At 73.0% G+C, this 19,111-nt stretch carries 16 protein-coding genes and 1 tRNA gene; 4 read left to right on the top strand and 13 right to left on the bottom strand.

Annotation, left to right across the window (positions count from 1 at the left end):
- Positions 1 to 30: 30 nt before the first annotated feature.
- A complete protein-coding gene (locus FHR77_RS02615) occupies positions 31 to 939 on the bottom strand; it encodes a type II secretion system F family protein (protein ID WP_208380508.1) in 909 nt (302 codons plus the stop codon).
- A 125-nt stretch (positions 940 to 1,064) separates the two neighbouring features.
- Entirely contained in the window at positions 1,065 to 1,943 is an 879-nt protein-coding gene (locus FHR77_RS02610; RefSeq protein WP_341777192.1) for a TadA family conjugal transfer-associated ATPase, read from the bottom strand.
- Between the two features lie 638 nt (positions 1,944 to 2,581).
- Here FHR77_RS02610 and acs point away from each other — a divergent pair.
- A complete protein-coding gene (acs, locus tag FHR77_RS02605; protein WP_167258578.1) occupies positions 2,582 to 4,564 on the top strand; it encodes an acetate--CoA ligase in 1,983 nt (660 codons plus the stop codon).
- A 48-nt stretch (positions 4,565 to 4,612) separates the two neighbouring features.
- Here acs and FHR77_RS02600 read toward each other — a convergent pair whose 3' ends face one another.
- Positions 4,613 to 5,083, bottom strand: a complete 471-nt coding sequence (locus FHR77_RS02600; protein ID WP_167258576.1) for a RidA family protein — start codon at positions 5,081 to 5,083, stop codon at positions 4,613 to 4,615.
- A complete protein-coding gene (gene sp36 / locus FHR77_RS02595; protein ID WP_167258574.1) occupies positions 5,083 to 5,244 on the bottom strand; it encodes a Sp36 family protein in 162 nt (53 codons plus the stop codon). The genes FHR77_RS02600 and sp36 overlap by 1 nt, the downstream gene beginning before the upstream one ends.
- Positions 5,245 to 5,294: 50 nt before the next feature.
- Between sp36 and FHR77_RS02590 the strand changes: the two genes are divergently transcribed.
- The 3 genes from FHR77_RS02590 (at position 5,295) to FHR77_RS02580 (ending at position 8,980) form a co-directional block, all read left to right on the top strand.
- The gene (locus tag FHR77_RS02590; RefSeq protein ID WP_167258572.1) at positions 5,295 to 7,856 is read left to right on the top strand and encodes a transglycosylase domain-containing protein; all 2,562 of its coding nucleotides are present in this window, start codon (positions 5,295 to 5,297) and stop codon (positions 7,854 to 7,856) included.
- The gene (locus tag FHR77_RS02585; RefSeq protein ID WP_167258570.1) at positions 7,853 to 8,803 is read left to right on the top strand and encodes a metallophosphoesterase; all 951 of its coding nucleotides are present in this window, start codon (positions 7,853 to 7,855) and stop codon (positions 8,801 to 8,803) included. Before FHR77_RS02590 ends, FHR77_RS02585 begins: the two co-directional genes overlap by 4 nt.
- A gap of 103 nt (positions 8,804 to 8,906) precedes the next feature.
- Positions 8,907 to 8,980 (top strand) — tRNA-Pro (locus tag FHR77_RS02580).
- Between the two features lie 209 nt (positions 8,981 to 9,189).
- Here the strand turns inward: FHR77_RS02580 and FHR77_RS02575 are convergent.
- From FHR77_RS02575 to FHR77_RS02535, 9 genes are all read right to left on the bottom strand, one after another.
- On the bottom strand, positions 9,190 to 9,795 hold the full coding sequence (locus FHR77_RS02575; protein ID WP_167258568.1) for a thymidine kinase: 606 nt from the start codon (positions 9,793 to 9,795) through the stop codon (positions 9,190 to 9,192).
- A complete protein-coding gene (locus FHR77_RS02570) occupies positions 9,795 to 10,544 on the bottom strand; it encodes a response regulator transcription factor (RefSeq protein WP_082514262.1) in 750 nt (249 codons plus the stop codon). The genes FHR77_RS02575 and FHR77_RS02570 overlap by 1 nt, the downstream gene beginning before the upstream one ends.
- Positions 10,531 to 11,673 (bottom strand): hypothetical protein, encoded by a 1,143-nt coding sequence (locus tag FHR77_RS02565; protein WP_167258566.1) that lies wholly within the window; start codon positions 11,671 to 11,673, stop codon positions 10,531 to 10,533. Before FHR77_RS02565 ends, FHR77_RS02570 begins: the two co-directional genes overlap by 14 nt.
- A complete protein-coding gene (locus tag FHR77_RS02560; RefSeq protein WP_167258564.1) occupies positions 11,670 to 12,974 on the bottom strand; it encodes a sensor histidine kinase in 1,305 nt (434 codons plus the stop codon). The genes FHR77_RS02565 and FHR77_RS02560 overlap by 4 nt, the downstream gene beginning before the upstream one ends.
- A 126-nt stretch (positions 12,975 to 13,100) precedes the next feature.
- A complete protein-coding gene (locus FHR77_RS02555) occupies positions 13,101 to 14,213 on the bottom strand; it encodes an Rv2578c family radical SAM protein (protein WP_167258562.1) in 1,113 nt (370 codons plus the stop codon).
- 46 nt (positions 14,214 to 14,259) lie between these two features.
- The gene (locus tag FHR77_RS02550; RefSeq protein ID WP_167258560.1) at positions 14,260 to 15,741 is read right to left on the bottom strand and encodes a malate:quinone oxidoreductase; all 1,482 of its coding nucleotides are present in this window, start codon (positions 15,739 to 15,741) and stop codon (positions 14,260 to 14,262) included.
- 115 nt (positions 15,742 to 15,856) lie between these two features.
- Positions 15,857 to 16,540, bottom strand: a complete 684-nt coding sequence (locus tag FHR77_RS02545; RefSeq protein WP_167258558.1) for a GDSL-type esterase/lipase family protein — start codon at positions 16,538 to 16,540, stop codon at positions 15,857 to 15,859.
- Positions 16,541 to 16,607: 67 nt separating this feature from the next.
- Positions 16,608 to 17,678 (bottom strand): aspartate-semialdehyde dehydrogenase, encoded by a 1,071-nt coding sequence (locus tag FHR77_RS02540; RefSeq protein ID WP_167258556.1) that lies wholly within the window; start codon positions 17,676 to 17,678, stop codon positions 16,608 to 16,610.
- A 73-nt stretch (positions 17,679 to 17,751) separates the two neighbouring features.
- Complete coding sequence (locus FHR77_RS02535; protein ID WP_056053143.1) at positions 17,752 to 19,017, bottom strand: aspartate kinase; 1,266 nt, start codon at positions 19,015 to 19,017, stop codon at positions 17,752 to 17,754.
- Positions 19,018 to 19,111 lie beyond the last annotated feature (94 nt).

Raw genomic sequence — 19,111 nt, 5'->3', positions numbered from 1 at the left:
CGGACGAGGACGCCGCCCTGGGGAGAGAGGTCACAGGTCGCCGGCGGTGGAGGAGACGAGGGCCGCGACGAGCGGCACGACCCCCACCAGCAGGAAGGCCGGCAGGACGCAGGCCCCCAGGGGGAGCATCAGGGTCGAGCCGAGCCGCGCCGCGGCCGAACGGGCCGTGGTGGCCGCCTCCAGCCGCTCCTCCGCGGCGGCGGCGCGCAGGAGCTCCGCCGCTGGGGCGCCCGCCCGCCGAGAGAGGTCCAGGACGGCGGCGCCCCGCTCGTCTGCCGACGGCCCGTCGACGAGGCACTCCTCCACGGCTCGGGCCACGAGGGCCACAGCCCCCTGCCACGAGCCTCCTCCCGCGAGCGCCACGGCCAGGAGCTCCAGCCGCAGGCCGGGCACGTCGCCCCGGGGCACCGCTCCGCGGACGAGACGCGCGTTCCAGGCCCGCGCGGCGGCGACCAGCGCACCGCCGCCCACGAGGCACGCGCCGCCGAGGGGCGACGCCAGCACGGCTCCGGCGTCGACGCCCGAGCCGAGGGAGAAGAGGAGGCCGACCACGGGCAGGCCCAGCACGATCCTCGCCGCGGCGCGGGGGCCGGCGAGCGCCACCTCCACCTCGCGACGCACCTCCTCGGACTGGCGCAGGGCCCGGGCGAACGACCTCAGGCAGTCGGCCAGGGGCGCGCCGCTCTGCTCGGCCACCCGCCAGGCGCACGCGACCTGCCGCCACTCCCGGTCCGTGCGGCTCCCGTGCGGGACGGCCGCGAAGGGCTGGGTCTCGAGGGCCGCGAGCAGTGCGACGGAGACCGGTGTGCCACGGGCCGCCGCGGCGCCGACGCGCTCCGCGACGGCCGCCACCAGGGCGTGGCCCTCCGACCGGGCGAGGTGCCTCCACGCCGACGCGGGGGCCACCCCGACCCCGAGCAGGACCGCGGTGCGCTCCAGGACGACGGCGACCGCCGTGGGCGGGGCCCGTCGGGTCGGCCGACCCGACCCCCTATCGGCCGACCCACCGGGCCGCCCGGGCCGCCCGGGCCGCCCGGGCCGCCCGCGCCCCTCTCGGGCCCGCCTCACGACGCCCCGACCGGGCCGAGACCTGCCCGGGCGACGAGCTCGCCGGACGGCCCGAGGGCCAGCGAGCCGATCTGCGCGAGCCGGCGACGGCCGTCCCGCCGCTCGACGTGCAGCACGGCGTCGACGGCGCTGACCGCCTGCCGGGCGAGCGCTCCCGGGGTGAGGCCGGCGACGGCACCGAGCGCCTCGAGCCGGGCGGGGACGTCGGCGAGACCGTTGGCGTGGAGCGTGCCCGCCCCGCCGTCGTGGCCCGTGTTGAGGGCCGACAGCAGGTCGCGCACCTCCACGCCTCGGCACTCGCCGACCACGAGCCGGTCGGGACGCATCCGGAGCGCCTCCCTCAGCAGGCGCGCGGTGTCGATGCCGCCGACGCCCTCCAGGTTGGGCTGCCGGGCCTCGAGCGAGACCACGTGGGGGTGCCGGAGCCTCAGCTCCGCGACGTCCTCGATCAGGACGACGCGGTCGGCCGGGTCGGCCGCGGAGAGGAAGGCCGCCAGGAAGGTGGTCTTGCCCGCCCCTCCCGCACCGGTCACCAGGACGTTCGCGCGCCTCTCCACCAGCCCGCGCACGACCACGTCGTCGCCCGGCGCGAAGAAGCCGCCGGCCGCGAGCTCGTCGAGGCCGAGCGGCTCGGGTCGGGGCAGCCGGACGGAGAGCAGGGTGCCCGTCGTCGAGACCGACGGCAGCACGGCGTGCACGCGGACGCCCCCGGGGAGCCGAACGTCGACGCACGGCGTCGCCTCGTCGACGTGCCGCCCGCCCCGGGCGACGAGCCGGGCGGCCAGGGAGCGCACGTCGCCCTCGGAGAGGTGGACCCGGGGATCGGGCCGGGCGCCCGCCCCGCGGTCGACCCAAGTGCCCGCCCCTCCGTTCACGAAGACGTCGGTGACGTCGGGGTCGAGCAGCGCGGAGAGCGGCCCCAGGTCGTGGCCGGCGACCCGCTGGCGGTCGTCGTGAGGCCCGACGACCCCTGTGACAGCGTCGACCTGTACCCCGTATCGGTCGCCCGTACCCCGATCGCGACGCCCTCCGCCCGGCACGTCAGGCACGTACCGCCCCGGCGGCCACCCGCGGGTGAGACGAGGGTGACGTCGGGTGGCGGGGGGATCGGTCTCGTCCATCCGCCGACGCTAACGAGCGGCGGGGGCGCAGACAGATCAGTGCACGCACACCGCGGAACGATATGGTTCGGCGGACCCTGGGGAGGGACGACGCCCTGGCCACCCGGGGGCGACGACCGGGTTAAACGAGAGGGGCGGCACCAGTCGGGGGGAACGGGTGCCGCCACGGCAGTGCTGGATCGGGGGGAATCGCTGGCACTGCCTGTCGGGACGAATCCCGACGTGGATCACTGTACCCCAGCCACCCGCTCCCGCGCCACGGGTGACGAGGGCGGATCTCGGCGTGTCGCGACGTCGTCGACCCACGCGACGTCCTGGTCGACGACGGCCGCCGGAGTAGGGTCGGCGCGACGGCCCCGGCCGCCGCACCGCGACGACGCGAGAGGACCGACATGACCGACGGCACCGCCCCCTCCACCCCCACCGGTGACGACCACGGGGCCGCCGCCTCCCCCGGCCTGGTCTTCCGCCCCTCGGCACGGTTCGTCGAGGAGGCCGTCGCGGGCCCCGAGCTCGCCGCCGCCGCGGCCACGGATCGCGAGGGCTGGTGGCTCCGCCAGGCCCACGAGCGGCTCACCTGGCACCGCCCTCCCGGCGAGGCGCTCGACTGGTCGGGGGCCCCGATCGCCCGCTGGTTCGCCGACGGCACGCTCAACGTCGCCTACAACTGCCTCGACCGGCACGTCGAGGCGGGCCACGGCGACCGCGTCGCCCTGCTCTGGGAGGGCGAGCCCGGCGACAGCCGTGCCGTCACCTACGACGAGCTGACCCGGGAGGTCAAGCGCGCCGCGAACCTCCTCGCCTCGCTCGGCGTCGGGGCGGGCGACCGCGTCGTCGTCTACCTGCCGCAGATCCCGGAGGCGGTCGTGGTCATGCTCGCCGTGGCCCGTCTCGGCGCCGTGCACTCCGTCGTCTTCGGCGGGTTCAGCGCCGAGAGCCTGAGGGCCCGCATCGACGACGCCGGGGCCACGGTCGTCGTCACCGCCGACGGCGGCTGGCGACGGGGAACGGTGTCGCCCCTGAAGCCCGCCGTCGACGCCGCGCTCGCCACGGGCGGGCCGTCGACCGTCCAGACCGTGCTCGTCGTGCGCCGCGGCGGCCAGGCCGTCGACTGGGTCGAGGGCCGCGACCTCTGGTGGCACGAGGCCCTCGACGGCGTCGGCGACGAGCACGTCGCGCAGCCCTTCCCGGCCGAGCACCCGCTGTTCATCCTCTACACGAGCGGCACCACGGGCCGACCGAAGGGCATCCTGCACACCTCCGGCGGCTACCTGACCCAGGTCGCGACGACCCACGCGACGGTCTTCGACCTCCGCCCGGCCACCGACGTCTGGTGGTGCACCGCCGACGTCGGCTGGATCACCGGCCACAGCTACGTCGTCTACGGGCCCCTCGCGAACGGCGCGACCCAGGTCCTCTACGAAGGGACCCCCGACTCCCCCGCTCCCGGGCGCTGGTGGGACATCGTCGAGAAGTACGGGGTGACCCTCTTCTACACGGCCCCGACGGCCATCCGTGCCGCGATGAAGGCCGGGCGGCAGCTGCCCCTCGCCCGCGACCTCTCGTCGCTGCGCCTGCTGGGCTCCGTCGGCGAGCCCATCAACCCCGAGGCCTGGCTCTGGTACCGCGAGGTGGTCGGCTCGGGCCGCACTCCCGTCGTCGACACGTGGTGGCAGACCGAGACCGGCGCGATCATGGTCTCGCCGCTGCCCGGCGTCACCGCCACGAAGCCCGGGGCTGCTCAGACGCCGGTGCCGGGCGTGGTGGTCGACGTGGTCGACGACGACGGGGCACCCGTCGGCCCCGGCGGCAGCGGGCTGCTCGTCGTCACCGAGCCGTGGCCGTCGATGCTGCGCGGCATCTGGGGCGACCACGAGCGCTACGTCGAGACCTACTGGGGGCGTTTCGGCGACCGGTACTTCGCCGGCGACGGCGCTCGTCGCGACGATGACGGCGACATCTGGCTGCTCGGGCGCGTCGACGACGTGATGAACGTGTCGGGGCACCGGCTCTCGACCGCCGAGATCGAGTCGTCGCTGGTCGCCCACCCCGCCGTCGCCGAGTCGGCCGTCGTCGGGGCGACGGACGAGGCGACGGGGCAGGCCGTCGTCGCCTTCGTCGTGCTGCGCGACGGCGCCCGCGGCGCCCAGGACCCCGAGGAGGCGGTGGTCGCGCTGCGCGAGCACGTCGCGCGCCAGATCGGCTCCATCGCCCGACCGCGCACGGTCGTGCTCGTCGACGAGCTGCCCAAGACCCGCTCGGGGAAGATCATGCGACGCCTGCTCCGCGACGTCGCGGAGGGCCGTGAGGTCGGCGACACGACCACGCTCGCCGACGCGACCGTGATGAGCGCGATCAGCGCCGGGCTGCGCTGACCCGGTCGGCGCGGGGCTCCCGCCCGGGAGCCCCGCGGCCGGGAGGGCTCAGGCCACCTCGAGCACGAGCTCGACCTCGACCGGGCTGCCGAGCGGGAGCGCGGCGACGCCGACGGCGCTGCGTGCGTGACGACCGGCCTCGCCGAACACCCGGGCCAGCAGCTCGGACGCGCCGTTGATGACGCCGGGCTGCCCGGTGAACGCCGGGTCGGAGGCGACGAAGCCCGTCACCTTGACGACCCGGACGACCTCGTCGAGCGACCCGAGGACGGTCGCCGCGGCGGCGAGGGCGTTGAGGGCGGACCGTGCCGCGAGGTCACGGGCCGCCTCCGGCGTGACCTGGCCGGGGGCCTCGCCGACGACGCCGGTCGCGGGGAGGGAACCCTCGACGAACGGCAGCTGGCCGGCGGTGAAGACCAGCTGCCCGCTGCGGACGGCGGGGAGGTAGTCACCCGCCGGGGCCGCCACCGCGGGGAGCTCGAGGCCGAGGTCGGCGAGGCGCGCGGCGACGTCGACCATCAGGCGCCCTGCGCCTTCTCGCGCTTGAACCAGGCGACGGGGCCGCCCTCCGGCCCCTGCGTGACCTGCACGAGCTCCCAGCCCTCGCTCCCCCAGTTGTTCAGGATCGCGGTGCTGTTGTGCACCATGAGCGGCGTGGTCATGTACTCCCAAAGGACCATTTGTGGTTCCTATCAGCTCGGATGTCGTCGGTGTCACTTACCCTGATCTTATGTCTGCCCAAAAATCGAAGCCCACGTCCGTCATCGGGGCGCTCTTCGGATTCGTCGGCTTCAGCGTGCTGGCCGGCCTCCTCGTCACCATCGGCGTGACGCCGGCGATCGCCGTGGCCGGCATGACCGCCTCGAGCTCGATCGGGGTCTTCGAGTCGATCCCCGAGTACATCGAGATCGGCAAGCTGTCGCAGCGCAACACGCTGTTCGCCAAGCAGGGCGGGCAGGACGTCCCCTTCGCGACCCTCTACAGCGAGAACCGCGTCGAGCTCAAGTGGGACCAGGTCTCGCCGAACCTCAAGAACGCCGTCCTCGCCGGTGAGGACCGCCGCTTCTACGACCACGGCGGCGTCGACGTCACCTCTCTCGTGCGCGCCGCGGTGGGGTCGCTCGGCGGCGGCGAGCTCGGGGCGAGCGGTGGCGGGTCGACCCTGACGATGCAGCTCGTCCGCAACATCCGCATCGCGCAGTCGCAGCAGCTCGACACGCAGGAGGAGCGCGACGCCGCCTACAAGGAGGCGACCACCACGACCCTCGACCGCAAGCTCGAGGAGATGAAGTTCGCGATCGGGCTCGAGAAGAAGTACACCAAGGACTCCATCCTCCTGGCGTACCTCAACATCGCCTACTTCGGCGACCAGACCTACGGGGTCCAGGCCGCCGCGCAGCACTACTACAACAAGTCGGCGACCGACCTCACGGTCGAGGAGGCCGCGAGCCTCATCGCGATCGTCCAGTACCCCGACACTCGAAACCTCTCGACGCCGGAGAAGTACGAGGGCAACAAGGCCCGACGCGACGTCATCCTCAAGTCGATGAAGGCCGAGGGCTACATCGACGAGGCCCAGATGCAGGCCTCGCTCGCCTCCGACATCGCCGGCTACGTGCACCTCACGACGCCGACCCAGGGCTGCGCCGCCGTCACGGCGGCCGGCGCCCAGTACTTCTGCGACTACGTCAAGAAGAACATCAAGAACCTCGCCGTGCTGGGCTCGTCGCCCGAGGAGCGCGAGAAGAACTGGGCCACCGGCGGCTACAACGTCTACACGACCCTCGACCTCGACCTCACCGCCAGCGCCAAGGAGAAGGTCGACCGCTACGCGCCGGCGACCGAGACCCGCCTGCAGCTCGGCTCCGTGGTGAACACCGTCGAGGCCGGCACCGGCCGCGTGCTCGTCATGGCCCAGAACACGACCTTCTCCGAGGTGGCGTCCGACGACCGGACGCAGACGTCGGTGAACTTCAGCACCGACCAGCAGTACGGCGGCTCCGGCGGCTTCCAGCCCGGTTCGACCTACAAGCCCTTCACCCTGCTCGACTGGCTGGAGCAGGGCAACGGCGTGAACCAGTCCGTCAACGCCACCCCGCGCACCTTCCAGCTCACGGCGGACGGCCGTCCGACCGTCCGCTGGACCCCGAAGAACGACGCCGGTGAGAAGCCCGGGAGCATGACCGTCGCCGCGGCCACCGCGCAGTCGATGAACACGGCGTACGCCGCGATGGCCTCCCAGCTCGACCTGGCCGACATCGCCGGGGTCGCCGAGAAGCTGGGCGTGCACCGCGCCGACGGCAAGCCCCTGGCCTACGAGAACCCGTCGTCGATCCTCGGCTCGAACGAGGTCGCCCCGCTGACGATGGCGACCGCCTACGCCGCCATCGCCGCCGGGGGCAAGTACTGCGAGTCGATCATCGTCGACAACATCAAGGACGCCGCCGGCACCGACATCGGCGGCCAGCCGCAGGCCTGCACGCAGGCGCTCGACCCGGACGTCGCGGCGGGCGCCGCCCGGGCGATGTCCGGCCTGTGGACGTCCGGCACGGCCGTCGGCGGCCTCCCCGCGGACGGCATCCCGGAGATCGGCAAGACCGGCACGACCGACGACAAGGACCAGATCTGGATCATCGGCGCGTCGACCCGCGTCGCGACGGCCATCTGGCAGGGCAACTACGACTTCAACGGCGGCAAGAAGAGCCTCCGCGCGTACTCGTCGCCCGTGCAGCCCCGGAACGGCAGCTACGCCAACGCCCGGTCGGCCTTCTTCCGCGAGGTCCAGACGGTCAACAACGCGGCGTACCCGGGCGGTGCCTTCGCGGCCCCCTCCAACGCCGTCCTGCGCGGCACCGGCGTCAGCGTCCCCGACCTCGCCGGCAGCACGCCCAGCGCCGCCCAGACGCTCCTCCGCAGCACGGGCCTCAAGTACGAGGACGGCGGCGTCCAGGCGTCGACCCTCCCGGCCGGCCAGGTCAGCGGGTCGGACCCCGCCGGCGGCACGCTCGTCGCCAAGGGCTCCACGGTGCGCGTCTTCACCTCGGACGGCTCGCTGGCGACCACCGTCCCCGACCTCGCGGGCCAGGACCTCAAGGGCGCCGGAGCGACCGTGGCCGGGGCCGGCTTCACCACCGCCCTCGGCGTCTCCGGCTTCACCACCGGCGACGGCAAGAACCAGTGCCGGGTCGCGAGCAGCGACCCCGCGCCGGGCACGTCCGTCGCCAAGGACACCGCCATCTCCGTCGTGCTCTACGGCGGCAAGGACGGCAACGACCCCGGAGGGTGCTCGTGAGCCCCGTCTCCGCCGGACGTCTGACGGCCGCGACCGCTGCGGCGGGCGCGGCCGTCGGCCTGGGGGCGTTCGCCTGGGGCGCCCTGGTCGAGCGCAACCGCTTCACCGTGCGCCACGAGGTCCTCCCGATCCTCGAGGCGGGGTCGCGGTCGCTCACCGTCCTCCACCTGTCCGACCTGCACCTGGCCCCGTGGCAGTCGGAGAAGCAGGAGTGGGTCCGCGGCCTGTCGGTCTACGAGCCGGACCTCGTCGTCAACACGGGCGACAACCTCGGCCACGCCGACGCCCACACCGCCCTCGAGTACACCCTCGAGCCGTTCCGCGGCGTGCCGGGCGTCTGGGTGAACGGGTCCAACGACTACTACGGCCCCGTCCCCAAGAGCCCGCTAAGGTACTTCGCCGGGCCCAGCCGGCCGCACCGGGCCCCGGCACCGCTCGACGTCGACCGCATGGAGGCCTTCTTCGCCGACCTGGGCTGGCTCGACCTGAACAACACCGCGCGCGCCCTGGAGCTCCGGGGCAACCGGCTCGAGCTCTTCGGCGTGAACGACGCCCACCGGGGCTGGGACCGCCTCGACCGCCTCCCCGGTGCCCTCGACGACCTCCGCGAGAACGTCGGCTGGCAGGACGACCGGGGCGGGCCGGACCCGATCGGCATCGGCGTCACGCACGCGCCCTACCAGCGCGTGCTCAACTCGTTCGTGACGAACGGCGCCGACGTCATCTTCGGCGGACACACGCACGGTGGCCAGGTGCGGGTGCCGGGCTACGGCGCGCTCGTGACCAACTGCGACATCCCCCGCAGCAAGGTCAGCGGGCTGTCGACCTGGAGCCACGCACGGCGCACCGCGCACCTCGAGATCTCCGCGGGGCTGGGCACGTCGATCTACGCCCCCGTGCGGTTCGACTGCCGCCCCGAGGCGGTCGTCGTGACGCTGACCGCCTGAGTCGCTCCCCGGCGATCACCGCTCGGCGGTGGCACGCGGAGCCCGATTCATCCGCTATCCTTGTACACGTTGCTTCGACTGGCAGAGATGCCGATCGAGACGACGGGGTGTGGCGCAGCTTGGTAGCGCGCCTCGTTCGGGACGAGGAGGTCGTGGGTTCGAATCCCGCTACCCCGACACGACGAAAAGGCTGGACCCTACGGGTCCAGCCTTTTTGTCGTTCTGTGCTTTCTTCACGACGCTGAAGGGAAGGTCTGGACCCTACGGGTCCAGCCTTCCTGTCGTTCCGTGCTTTCTTCACGACGCTGAAGGGGAGGGTGGACCCTACGGGTCCAGCCTCCGGGCGTGCCGTGCCCCTCAACGGTGAGCGGGAGTCGGGGGCCGGGTCAGGCGAGGCGGCCGCTGCTCTCGGCGAGGTAGCAGGCGCCGCAGAGCGACTCGTACGTGACCTGCTCGCCGTCGATCGCGACCTGGTCCCCGTCGAAGACGAAGCGGTCACCGACCTTGCGCGCGTTGAAGACGGCCTTCCGCCCACAGCGGCAGATCGTCTTGAGCTCCTCGAGGCTGTGCGAGACCTCCATCAGGCGCCGGCTGCCCGGGAACGCCAGCGTCCGGAAGTCCGTCCGGATGCCGTAGGCCAGCACGGGGACGTCCTCCAGCACGGCGATGCGCAGCAGGTCGTCGACCTGCGCCGGCGACAGGAACTGCACCTCGTCGACGAGCAGGCAGGCGAGGTCGGAGCCGGTCTCGTCGCGCACGCGCACCCGCTCGGCACAGAACACCCGCAGCACGTCGTCGCCCGGCGCGAACGTCACGTCGACGGTCCGCGTGACGCCGAGCCGCGACACGACCGCGTCGTCGCCCTTCGTGTCGACCCGGGGCTTCGCCAGCAGCACGCGCTGGCCACGCTCCTCGTAGTTGAAGGCCGCCTGCAGCAGGGCCGTGCTCTTGCCGCTGTTCATGGCCCCGTAGCGGAAGTACAGCTTCGCCACTACTGGAGGTAGCCGTCCTCCGCCGCGCGACGGATCAGCTCGCTCTTCTTGCTCGCCGGCCGGTTCGCCTTGGCGTACTTCTCGCGCACCCGGCGCAGGTAGGTCTTCGCCGTCTCGTACTGGACGTTCATCTGGGCCGCGACCTCGTTGGTGCTGAAGCCCGAGACGTAGAGACGGAAGGCCTCGGCCTCGCCGGCGCTCAGCTTGGGACGACTCTGGTTCGTGGCGCCGACCGGCAGCGGCCGCCAGTCGCGCTGCGGCGACGAGTCGCGAGCGACGCCCATCACCTGGCGCGCGGCGTCCATGACCTCGCGCATGGGCAACGACTTCGACAGGAACGCGCTCGCCCCGGCGTCGAGCGCGCGCTCCCGCGACTCCCGCGTGTCGAGGCTCGACAGCACGACGACCTTGGCGCCGGCGGCACGGCAGGTGCGGACCCGGGCCTCGATCGAGACGGGCTCCTTGAGCTGGAAGTCGAGGAAGACGAGGTCGGTCGGGAAGTTGTCGCTGTGCACCAGCTGCAGCCACGTGTGCGCCGTGAGCACGAGGTCGAAGTCGTACGCGTTGACGTTGATCCAGCTCGAGAGGCTGTCCAGGAGGACCTCGTGGTCGTCGAGGATGGCGAGGCGCACCCGGCGGGTGGCGGGCGTCTCGTCGCCGGGGCCGACCGTGCTCCACGACGGGGCGGCGGCGGGCCTGCCGAAGCCCGGGCGGAGGGACGAGCGGCCGCTCGACTCAGTGCTGGTCATAAGAAAACCTTAGTGTCAGGAGGGGGGAGGTGGCGTCGACCTGCAGATCGCCGAAGACGATGCGGAGAACGGCGAACCACGGTGCGAAGCGTCGGCGGACGACGAACTCCCCCACCGTGGTCGGGACGCTGACGAGGGCCTCGACGCGCTCGTCGACCCGTCGGAGGTCGACGCGGACGTCGTCGGCCTGGACGCCGTCCCGCTCGCCGAAGGCGACCAGCAGGGCGCGCAGCGACGTCCGGTGGTCCGGGGTCATCGCGGAGGCGACGAAGTCGGGGTCGACGACGATGCCCGAGACGCCGCTCGTCGGGCTGACGAAGAGGTGCTCGAGCCACGACCGGTCGGCCTCGGCCACCATCGACACCCGGAGCTGGTCGGCGATGTCGCGGGCGCGCTGGGCGTCGGCCGCCGTCACCGCCCCGCGGTCGACGAGCGACGAGAAGAACGGCACGACCTCCCGGTTGAGGATGGTGACGCGGTCCTGCTGCACCGACCGGGCGATGCTCGCCCGGAGCTCGTCGGCGCTGGCGCGCCGGAAGGTCGTCGCGCGGTCGATCCACCGCTCGACCAGCAGCGTGAAGGTGCGGGAGAAGGAGGCGGCGGCCGCGGAGAGCGCCACGACCGGCACGACGGCGACGATCACGAACGTCGTGGTCGGCACGTCGGTCACGAACCAGTGCCGTTCGAGCAGCACGACCACGGCCACGACGACCGCGACGACGAGGCCGGCGACGAGGATCTCCGCGGCGGGTCGGTAGGGGGCGACGCCGAGCAGCAGGACGCCGACCGCGAGCGACGACCAGTCGTCTCGCACGAGCGCGTTCTGCCCGAGGAGACCGAGCGCCTCGAGGGCGACGGCGGCGCAGGAGAGCCCGACCACGGCCACCAGGGACCGACGCCGGAACGGCGCCCGGAGCGGGCTGGCGGAGAGCACGAGCACGAAGCCGGCCGCGGCCAGGGCCGCGACCGCTCCGACGGACGCGGCCGGGTCGACGATCTCGTCACGACCGCTCAGGGTCGCGGACACCGCCACGACGAGCGCCGCGAGGACGGTGATCAGCGACACGGGGCGCGAGGCGAGGGCGCCCACGGGGTCGACCTGCTGCGGGGTCCGCTCGCGGTCGCTCATGCGGCGTCGCCCGTCCGGTCGTCCGAGCGCGCGACGTCCGACGCGCCCTCGGCACCGGGCACCGGGACCGTGGCGCCGGTCGCGCCGGGCCCCTGGGGCACCTCGGGGCCGTCGGGGCCGGTCGCCGGCACGCGGATGACGACCGACGTCCCGCTGCCCGGTGACGACCAGACCTGGGCCGAGCCCCCGACGCGTTCCATGCGCGCCCGGACCGAGTTGCTCAGGCCGAGCCGGTCCCGCGGCACCGCGTCCTGGTCGAAGCCCGCACCGTCGTCGATGACCATGACCGAGAGCTCGCCGCCGTCGCCGTAGACGACGACCTCCGCACGCCGCACGCCGCTGTGCTTCTCGACGTTCGTCAGGCACTGGGTCACGGCCAGGCCGAGCGCCTGGCCCACCACGGGCGCCAGGCGGGCCACGGCCGCGACGTCGCCCGTGACGCCGATCTCCAGCCCCCGGGCCCGCCCCTGCTCGACCGCGCGGGCGAGCAGGCTGTCGTCCCACTCGGCCGTCGCGGCGTCGACCCCGGGCGGGGCGGGGTCACGGAGCCACTCCTGGCCGACGAGGGTCTCGAGGTCCGCCGCCATCGACGACGCGAGCGACCTGTCGAGCCGGCCGGGGCCCGCGGTCGCGACGGCGGCGAGGTGGTTCAGGACGGTGTCGTGCACGAGCGCCGCGGCCTGCTGCTCCATGTCATGACGGATGCTCTGGAGCTGCTGGTCGACGGCGGCGCGGTGGATGCTCGGCTGGGCCCGCCGTGCCCGGTCGCGGGCGACGAGGGCGTACCCGAGGGTGCCGACCACGACCGCCCACGCCACGACCGTCGTCACGTCGACCTTCGGGGCGGACCCGGTCTGCCACGTCGCGAGCTGGGTGGCCACCTCCCCCAGCACCAGGCCGCCCGTCGCCCAGGCGATGCTGTGACGAGGGCGCACCCCGCTCGCCCCCACCATGACCAGGGCGATCTTGGGGAGCGAGAGCGAGAAGGCGTCGGAGGCCTGGATCGACGGGACCTGGGCGAAGAGGGTGAGCGCGTACCAGTAGAGGCACGCCGAGCCGAGGAGGAGGTAGGCGGCGTAGCTCGTGGCGCTCCGGTAGGTGGCGACGACGACCACGAGCGCCGCCATCGTCACGACCGCGACCAGGGCGGGCCACAGGATCAGCGACGGCATCCCCACCTGGTTGCTCACGAGCAGGAGGGCCGCGCCGGCGAGGACGACGCACGCGATCACGTGGCAGGAGCGCGCGAGCGCGCGACCGGTGCTCTGGGGAGCGAGGTGGGCGGGCAGTCCGAGCAGCACCGTGCCTCCTTCGCTCCGTGGCTGGCCTGATGATCATGCCAGAACACGGACCAGCTCATGTACCCCGTTATCTGGGGCCACCCCCGGATCGACTCGGAGGAGGGTCGCGATCTGTGCCCCGGTCGTTCAGAACAGCCGGGGATGCGCGGAGCGTGCCCCGCCGGGGAGCTCCTCCGCCAGGAGCGACCGGGGAGCCGACGTCGGGGCGAGGTTCATCAGCCGCAGCGACTGCTCCGCGTCGTCGAGCGCCCGCGACCGGGTCGACCCCGTCGCGGGGTCGGCCTCGCCGCGCTGCAGCCCGTGCTGGGCCAGCAGCGGCCGCATCCGCCCCGCGAGCCAGCGGCGGTAGCCCGTGGGCGCGTAGGTGCCGTGGGCATAGAGCTCGCGGTACTTCGGCAGCAGCTCCGGGTGCTCGCGCTCGAGCCAGGCGAAGAACCACTCCTTGACCCCGGGCTTGAGGTGCAGCGCGCTGTAGAGCACGGCGGTGGCGCCGGAGTCGCGGACGGCCTCGAGCGCCGTGGTGAGGTGCTCGCGCGTGTCGGTGAGGTACGGCAGCACCGGCATCATGAAGACGGAGCAGCGGAGGCCCGCGTCGGTCGCCGCCCGGACGGTGGCGAGCCGCGCCGCGGTCGTGGGCGTGCCCGGCTCGATCGACTGCTGCAGCTCGTCGTCGTGGACGGCGACGGACATCGCGATGTCGACCGGCACGTGCTCCGCCGCCTCCGCCAGCAGCGGCAGGTCGCGCCGGAGGAGGGTGCCCTTCGTCAAGATGCTGAACGGCGTGCCCGAGTCGGCCAGCGCCGCGATGATGCCCGGCATGAGACGGTAGCGCCCCTCGGCCCGCTGGTACGGGTCGGTGTTCGTGCCGAGCGCGACCGGGTGGCGCTGCCAGGACGGCCGGGCGAGCTCGCGGGCCAGGACCTCGGCGACGTTGACCTTGACGACGATCTGGCGGTCGAAGTCGTCGCCGCCGTCGAGGTCGAGGTACTCGTGCGTGGGCCGGGCGAAGCAGTAGACGCAGGCGTGGCTGCAGCCCCGGTACGGGTTGACCGTCCAGCCGAAGGGCAGGGCGCTGTCTCCGCCGGGCACGCGGTTCAGCGCGCTCTTGGCGAGGATCTCGTGGAAGGTGACGCCCGCGAACTCCGGCGTCGTGACCGAGGCCACGAGGTTCGACAGCTTCGCGAGCCCGGGCAGGGCGGAGTCGCTCTCCGCCGCCATCGCCTGCCCGCTCCACCGCATGCGTCCATTAGAACACACGTTCGAGCGAGCGTCGCTCGTGGTCGGGTCAGGCGTGGATGCGGAGCGCCTCCGCCGTGGCGCCGAGGGTGGCGGCCGCCCGCTGCTCGTCCGTCGCGACGGCCTCGCCGTAGGTCGGCACGAGTCGGCGGAGCACCGGGGTCCAGCCCGCGATGCGGTCGGGGAAGCAGCGCTCCAGCACGTCGAGCATGATCGGCACGGCCGTCGAGGCCCCGGGCGAGGCACCGAGGAGGCCGGCGATGCTGCCGTCCGCCGCGGCCACGACCTCGGTGCCGAACTGCAGCACCCCGCCCTTCTGTGCGTCGCGCTTGATCACCTGGACGCGCTGGCCCGCGGTGATGCGGTACCAGTCGGCCGGGTCGGCATCGGGCATGAACTCGCGCAGCGCCTCGAACTTGGTCTCCTTGCTCGCGGCCAGCTGGCCGACGAGGTACTTCACGAGGCCGAGGTTGGCGAGGCCAGCCCGGATCATCGGGTAGAGGTTGTGCGGTCGGATCGACAGCACGAGGTCGAGCACGGAGCCGTTCTTGAGGAACTTTGGGCTGAAGCCGGCGTAGGGTCCGAACATCAGGCTCGCCTCACCGTCGACGATGCGGGTGTCGAGGTGAGGCACCGACATGGGCGGCGACCCGACGGCGGCCTTGCCGTAGACCTTCGCCCGGTGCTTGGCGACGACCTCGGGGTCGTCGGTGCGGAGGAACTCGCCGCTGACCGGGAAGCCGCCGAAGCCCTTGATCTCGTCGATGCGCGATTTCTGCAGGAGGTGCAGCGCGCCTCCCCCGGCCCCCACGAAGACGAAGCGGGCGTCGACGGTCGTGGGCGTGCCGCCGACCTGCTTGCGCATCTTGATGCGCCAGGTGCCGTCGCCGAGCTTCTTGAGGCCCGTCACGCGGTGGTCGAGCTCGAGGCGGGCGTCGTTCGCCTCGAGGTGCTCGATGAGCAGTCGGGTCAGCGCACCGAAGTCGACGTCGGTGCCGGCCTCGATGCGGGTCGCGGCGATCGGCTGCCCCTTCGAGCGGCCGGGGATGAGCACGGGGGCCCACGACCGGATGACGGAGGCGTCGGTGCTGAACTCGAGACCGCGGAAGAGCGGGTGGTCGCGCAGGGCCTCGTGGCGCTTGCGCAGGTACTCGACGTTCTTCTCGCCCCAGACGAAGCTCATGTGGGGCGTCGACGAGATGAAGGCGGACGGGTCGGGCAGGGCGCCCTCCGCGACGAGGTGCGACCAGAACTGCCGCGAGACCTGGAACTGCTCGTTGACCTTGACGGCGCTGCTGATGTCGATCGTGCCGTCGGAGCGCTCGGGCGTGTAGTTCAGCTCGCAGAGCGCGGAGTGGCCGGTGCCCGCGTTGTTCCAGGGGTTGCTCGACTCCTGGGCCACGTCGCCGAGGGCCTCGTAGATCTGGATCGTCCACGTCGGCTCGAGCTGCTTGATCATCGCGCCGAGGGTGGCGCTCATGATGCCCGCCCCGATCAGGGCGACGTCGACTGGCTTCGGTGCATCGGTCACGGCGTCAGTCTAGGCCGACGCGCGCACGGCGGGGCGAGCGGCCCCGGGGAGCCGGCGCAGGCCTCTCGACGTCGAACGACCGCCGACGACCCCGCCGGTCGGTGCCCGAGCCCGGTCAGAGCCCGAGCCCGGTCAGCGCCTCGTCCATGCGCCGTGCCAGCTCGGCGTAGCCGTCGTCGTTCGGGTGCAGCCCGTCGGCTGCCGTCCACTCCGGGTGGCCGGTCAGCCAGCGCGAGGCCCCCGGCACCTGGTCGGCGTCGATCTCGTCGGCCGCCTCCCGCACCCAGCCGGCGATGACGTCGACGCTCTCGGGCCGCTCGTCGGTGTACCAGAACGGCTCGACGACGACGAAGCGCGCCTCGGGCAGGGCGTCGTCGAGGCGGTGCAGGTCGACGCCGATCTGCTCGTGGATCTCGTCGGCGCTGCGGTCGTACGAGAAGGCGTCGTTGAGCCCCATGGTGACGATCACGATGTCGGGGTCGGCCGCGATCACCTGGCCGGGCAGGTCGCCGCCCTCGAACGACGTCCGGTTGTTCACGAAGCCGAGGCCGTTCACGCTCTCGTTGTGCTCCCGCCAGCCGCGCTCGGCGCTGACGACGGTCGACCACCGCTTCGACGGGTCGCTCGCGCCGGTGCCCAGGGTGTACGAGTCGCCGTAGAAGGAGACGACCGGCCCGTCTCCGTCGGGGACGCCGGCCCGGCCGTCGCCGGCCGACGGCGCTGCGGAGTCGGGCGCGCAGCCGGTGAGGACGAGGAGGGACGCCGCGACGGCGACGAGGGAGCGGGCGAGACGGGTCACTCTCGCTGTTCGGAGCGCAGGAGGCGCGGGTTCGGTGCCCCGCGCCTCCCGCGCTCCCCTGCCGGGCTCAGGCGGCGGCGAGGCGACGGGCCGCGACGATCTCCGCGATCTGCACCGCGTTCAGGGCCGCGCCCTTGCGCAGGTTGTCGTTGCTGATGAAGAGGGCGAGGCCACGGTCGCCGGGCACCCCTTCGTCTTGCCGGATGCGGCCCACGTACGACGGGTCGGAGCCCGCCGCCTGGAGCGGCGTCGGCACGTCGGTCAGGACGACTCCGGGGGCGTCGGCGAGGAGCTCCTTCGCGCGGGCCGCCGTGAGGGCGTCGGCGAACTCGGCGTTGATCGACAGCGAGTGGCCCGTGAAGACCGGCACGCGCACGCAGGTGCCGCTGACGCGGAGGTCGGGGCGCTCGAGGATCTTGCGGCTCTCGTTGCGCAGCTTCTTCTCCTCGTCGGTCTCGTCGAGGCCGTCGTCGACGATCGAGCCGGCGAGCGGGATGACGTCGAAGGCGATGGGGCGCACGTAGACGGCGGGCTCCGGCATCTGCACCGCGCCTCCGTCGTGGACGAGGCCGGCCGTGTCGCCCTCGAGGGCGGCGCGCACCTGGCCGAGCAGCTCGTCGGCGCCGGCGAGGCCGCTGCCGCTCACCGCCTGGTAGGTGCTGACGATCAGGCGCTCGAGGGTCGCCTCCGCGTCGAGGACCTTGAGGACGGGCATCGCGGCCATCGTCGTGCAGTTCGGGTTGGCGATGATGCCCTTGACGGCCTGGTCGATGGCGTGCGGGTTCACCTCGCTGACGACGAGGGGCACCTCCGGGTCCATCCGGAAGGCGCTCGAGTTGTCGATGACGAGCACGCCCGCGGCGGCGAAGCGCGGGGCGTGCGCCCGGCTGCCGGTCGCGCCGGCGGAGAAGAGGGCGATGTCGAGGCCCGTCGGGTCGGCGGTCTCGACGTCCTCGACGACGACGTCGACGCCGCGGAACGACAGCGTCGTGCCGGCGGAGCGCGCCGTCGCGAAGAAGCGGATCTCCCGGAGCGGGAAGTCACGCTCGTCGAGCAGCGTCCGCATGACCTTGCCGACCTGGCCGGTGGCACCGACCACGCCGACGCGCAGCCCCCGCTCGCTCAGGGTGTCGGACATGTCGTGCTCCTTCGTGACGGGTGGTGCGGGGACGGGGGCGGGGCGGAGTCGGGAGCTGTGCGGGCCGGCGCGGTCAGCGACCGGTGCCGGCCCAGACGACGGCCTCGACGTCGCCGTCGAGCTCGAACGCGGTGTGGACGACGCGGAGGGCGTCGGCGAGCGTGTCGGCCCGGGTGACGACCGAGATGCGGATCTCGCTGGTCGAGATCATCTCGATGTTGATGCCGGCCTCGAAGAGGGCCGTGAAGAGACGGGCCGAGACGCCGGCGTTCGTCCGCATGCCCGCGCCGACGAGCGCGAGCTTGCCGATCTGGTCGTCGTACTGCAGCGACTCGAAGCCGATCTCGGCCCGGTCGGACTCGAGCGCCTGGAGGACGGTCGCGCCCTCGGACTTCGGCAGCGTGAACGAGATGTCGGTCCGGCTGGTCGACGCCGCCGAGATGTTCTGCACGATCATGTCGATGTTGGCGCCGGTCTTGGCGACGGTGCGGAAGATCTGCGCGGCCTTGCCGGGCACGTCGGGCACGCCGACGACCGTGATCTTGCCCTCGCTGAGGTCTCCGGCGACGCCGCTGATGATGGGCTCTTCCACGTTCTCTCCCTCTTTCGGGTTGACGACCAGCGTGCCCTCGCCGTTGTGGAACGACGAGCGCACGTGCAGGGTGACGCCGTGCCGCCGGGCGTACTCGACGGCCCGGATGTACAGCACCTTCGACCCCGCGGCGGCGAGCTCGAGCATCTCCTCGCTGGTGATGCGGTCGAGCTTGCGGGCCTTGGGCACGACGCGGGGGTCGGCGGTGAAGATGCCGTCCACGTCGGTGTAGATCTCGCAGACGTCGGCGTCGAGCGCCGCGGCGAGCGCCACGGCCGTCGTGTCGCTGCCGCCCCGGCCGAGGGTGGTGATGTCGCCGGTCGTGCGGTTGAAGCCCTGGAAGCCCGCGACGATCGCGACCGACCCGGCGTCGAGCGCGTCGCGGATGCGGCCGGGCGTCACGTCGACGATGCGGGCCTTGCCGTGCTGCGCGTCGGTGAGCATGCCGGCCTGGCTGCCGGTGTACGAGCGGGCCTCGACGCCGAGGCTGCGGATGGCCATCGCGAGCAGGGCCATGCTGATGCGCTCGCCCGCGGTGAGCAGCATGTCGAGCTCGCGGCCCCCGGGGATCGGCGTGACCTCGTGCGCGAGGTCGAGCAGCTCGTCGGTCGTGTCGCCCATGGCGCTGACGGCCACGACGACGTCGTTGCCCGCCTTGCGGGTCTCGACGATGCGCTTGGCCACGCGCTTGATGCTCTCGGCGTCGGCGACGGACGACCCGCCGAATTTCTGCACGATCAAGCTCACGGGGACTCCAGGGACGGGTACGAGGGGCCGCTCGCGGCGGGCGGGGCCCGCGCGGGCGTGGTCCGATCCTAACGGCGCGGGCGCCGTGTGACGT

This window comes from Frigoribacterium endophyticum (genome assembly GCF_011759585.1).
GTDB classification, from domain to species: Bacteria; Actinomycetota; Actinomycetes; order Actinomycetales; family Microbacteriaceae; genus Frigoribacterium; species Frigoribacterium endophyticum.
This window is presented reverse-complemented; position numbering and strand designations above follow the sequence as displayed.

Bases quoted from the DNA above. Each gene is read 5' to 3' on its own strand.
- acs (WP_167258578.1), top strand. From the start codon at position 2,582: ATGACCGACGGCACCGCCCCCTCCACCCCCACCGGTGACGACCACGGG.
- FHR77_RS02600 (WP_167258576.1), bottom strand. From the start codon at position 5,083: ATGGTCGACGTCGCCGCGCGCCTCGCCGACCTCGGCCTCGAGCTCCCC.
- sp36 (WP_167258574.1), bottom strand. From the start codon at position 5,244: ATGGTCCTTTGGGAGTACATGACCACGCCGCTCATGGTGCACAACAGC.
- FHR77_RS02590 (WP_167258572.1), top strand. From the start codon at position 5,295: ATGTCTGCCCAAAAATCGAAGCCCACGTCCGTCATCGGGGCGCTCTTC.
- FHR77_RS02570 (WP_082514262.1), bottom strand. From the start codon at position 10,544: ATGACCAGCACTGAGTCGAGCGGCCGCTCGTCCCTCCGCCCGGGCTTC.
- FHR77_RS02565 (WP_167258566.1), bottom strand. From the start codon at position 11,673: ATGAGCGACCGCGAGCGGACCCCGCAGCAGGTCGACCCCGTGGGCGCC.
- FHR77_RS02555 (WP_167258562.1), bottom strand. From the start codon at position 14,213: ATGCGGTGGAGCGGGCAGGCGATGGCGGCGGAGAGCGACTCCGCCCTG.
- FHR77_RS02540 (WP_167258556.1), bottom strand. From the start codon at position 17,678: ATGTCCGACACCCTGAGCGAGCGGGGGCTGCGCGTCGGCGTGGTCGGT.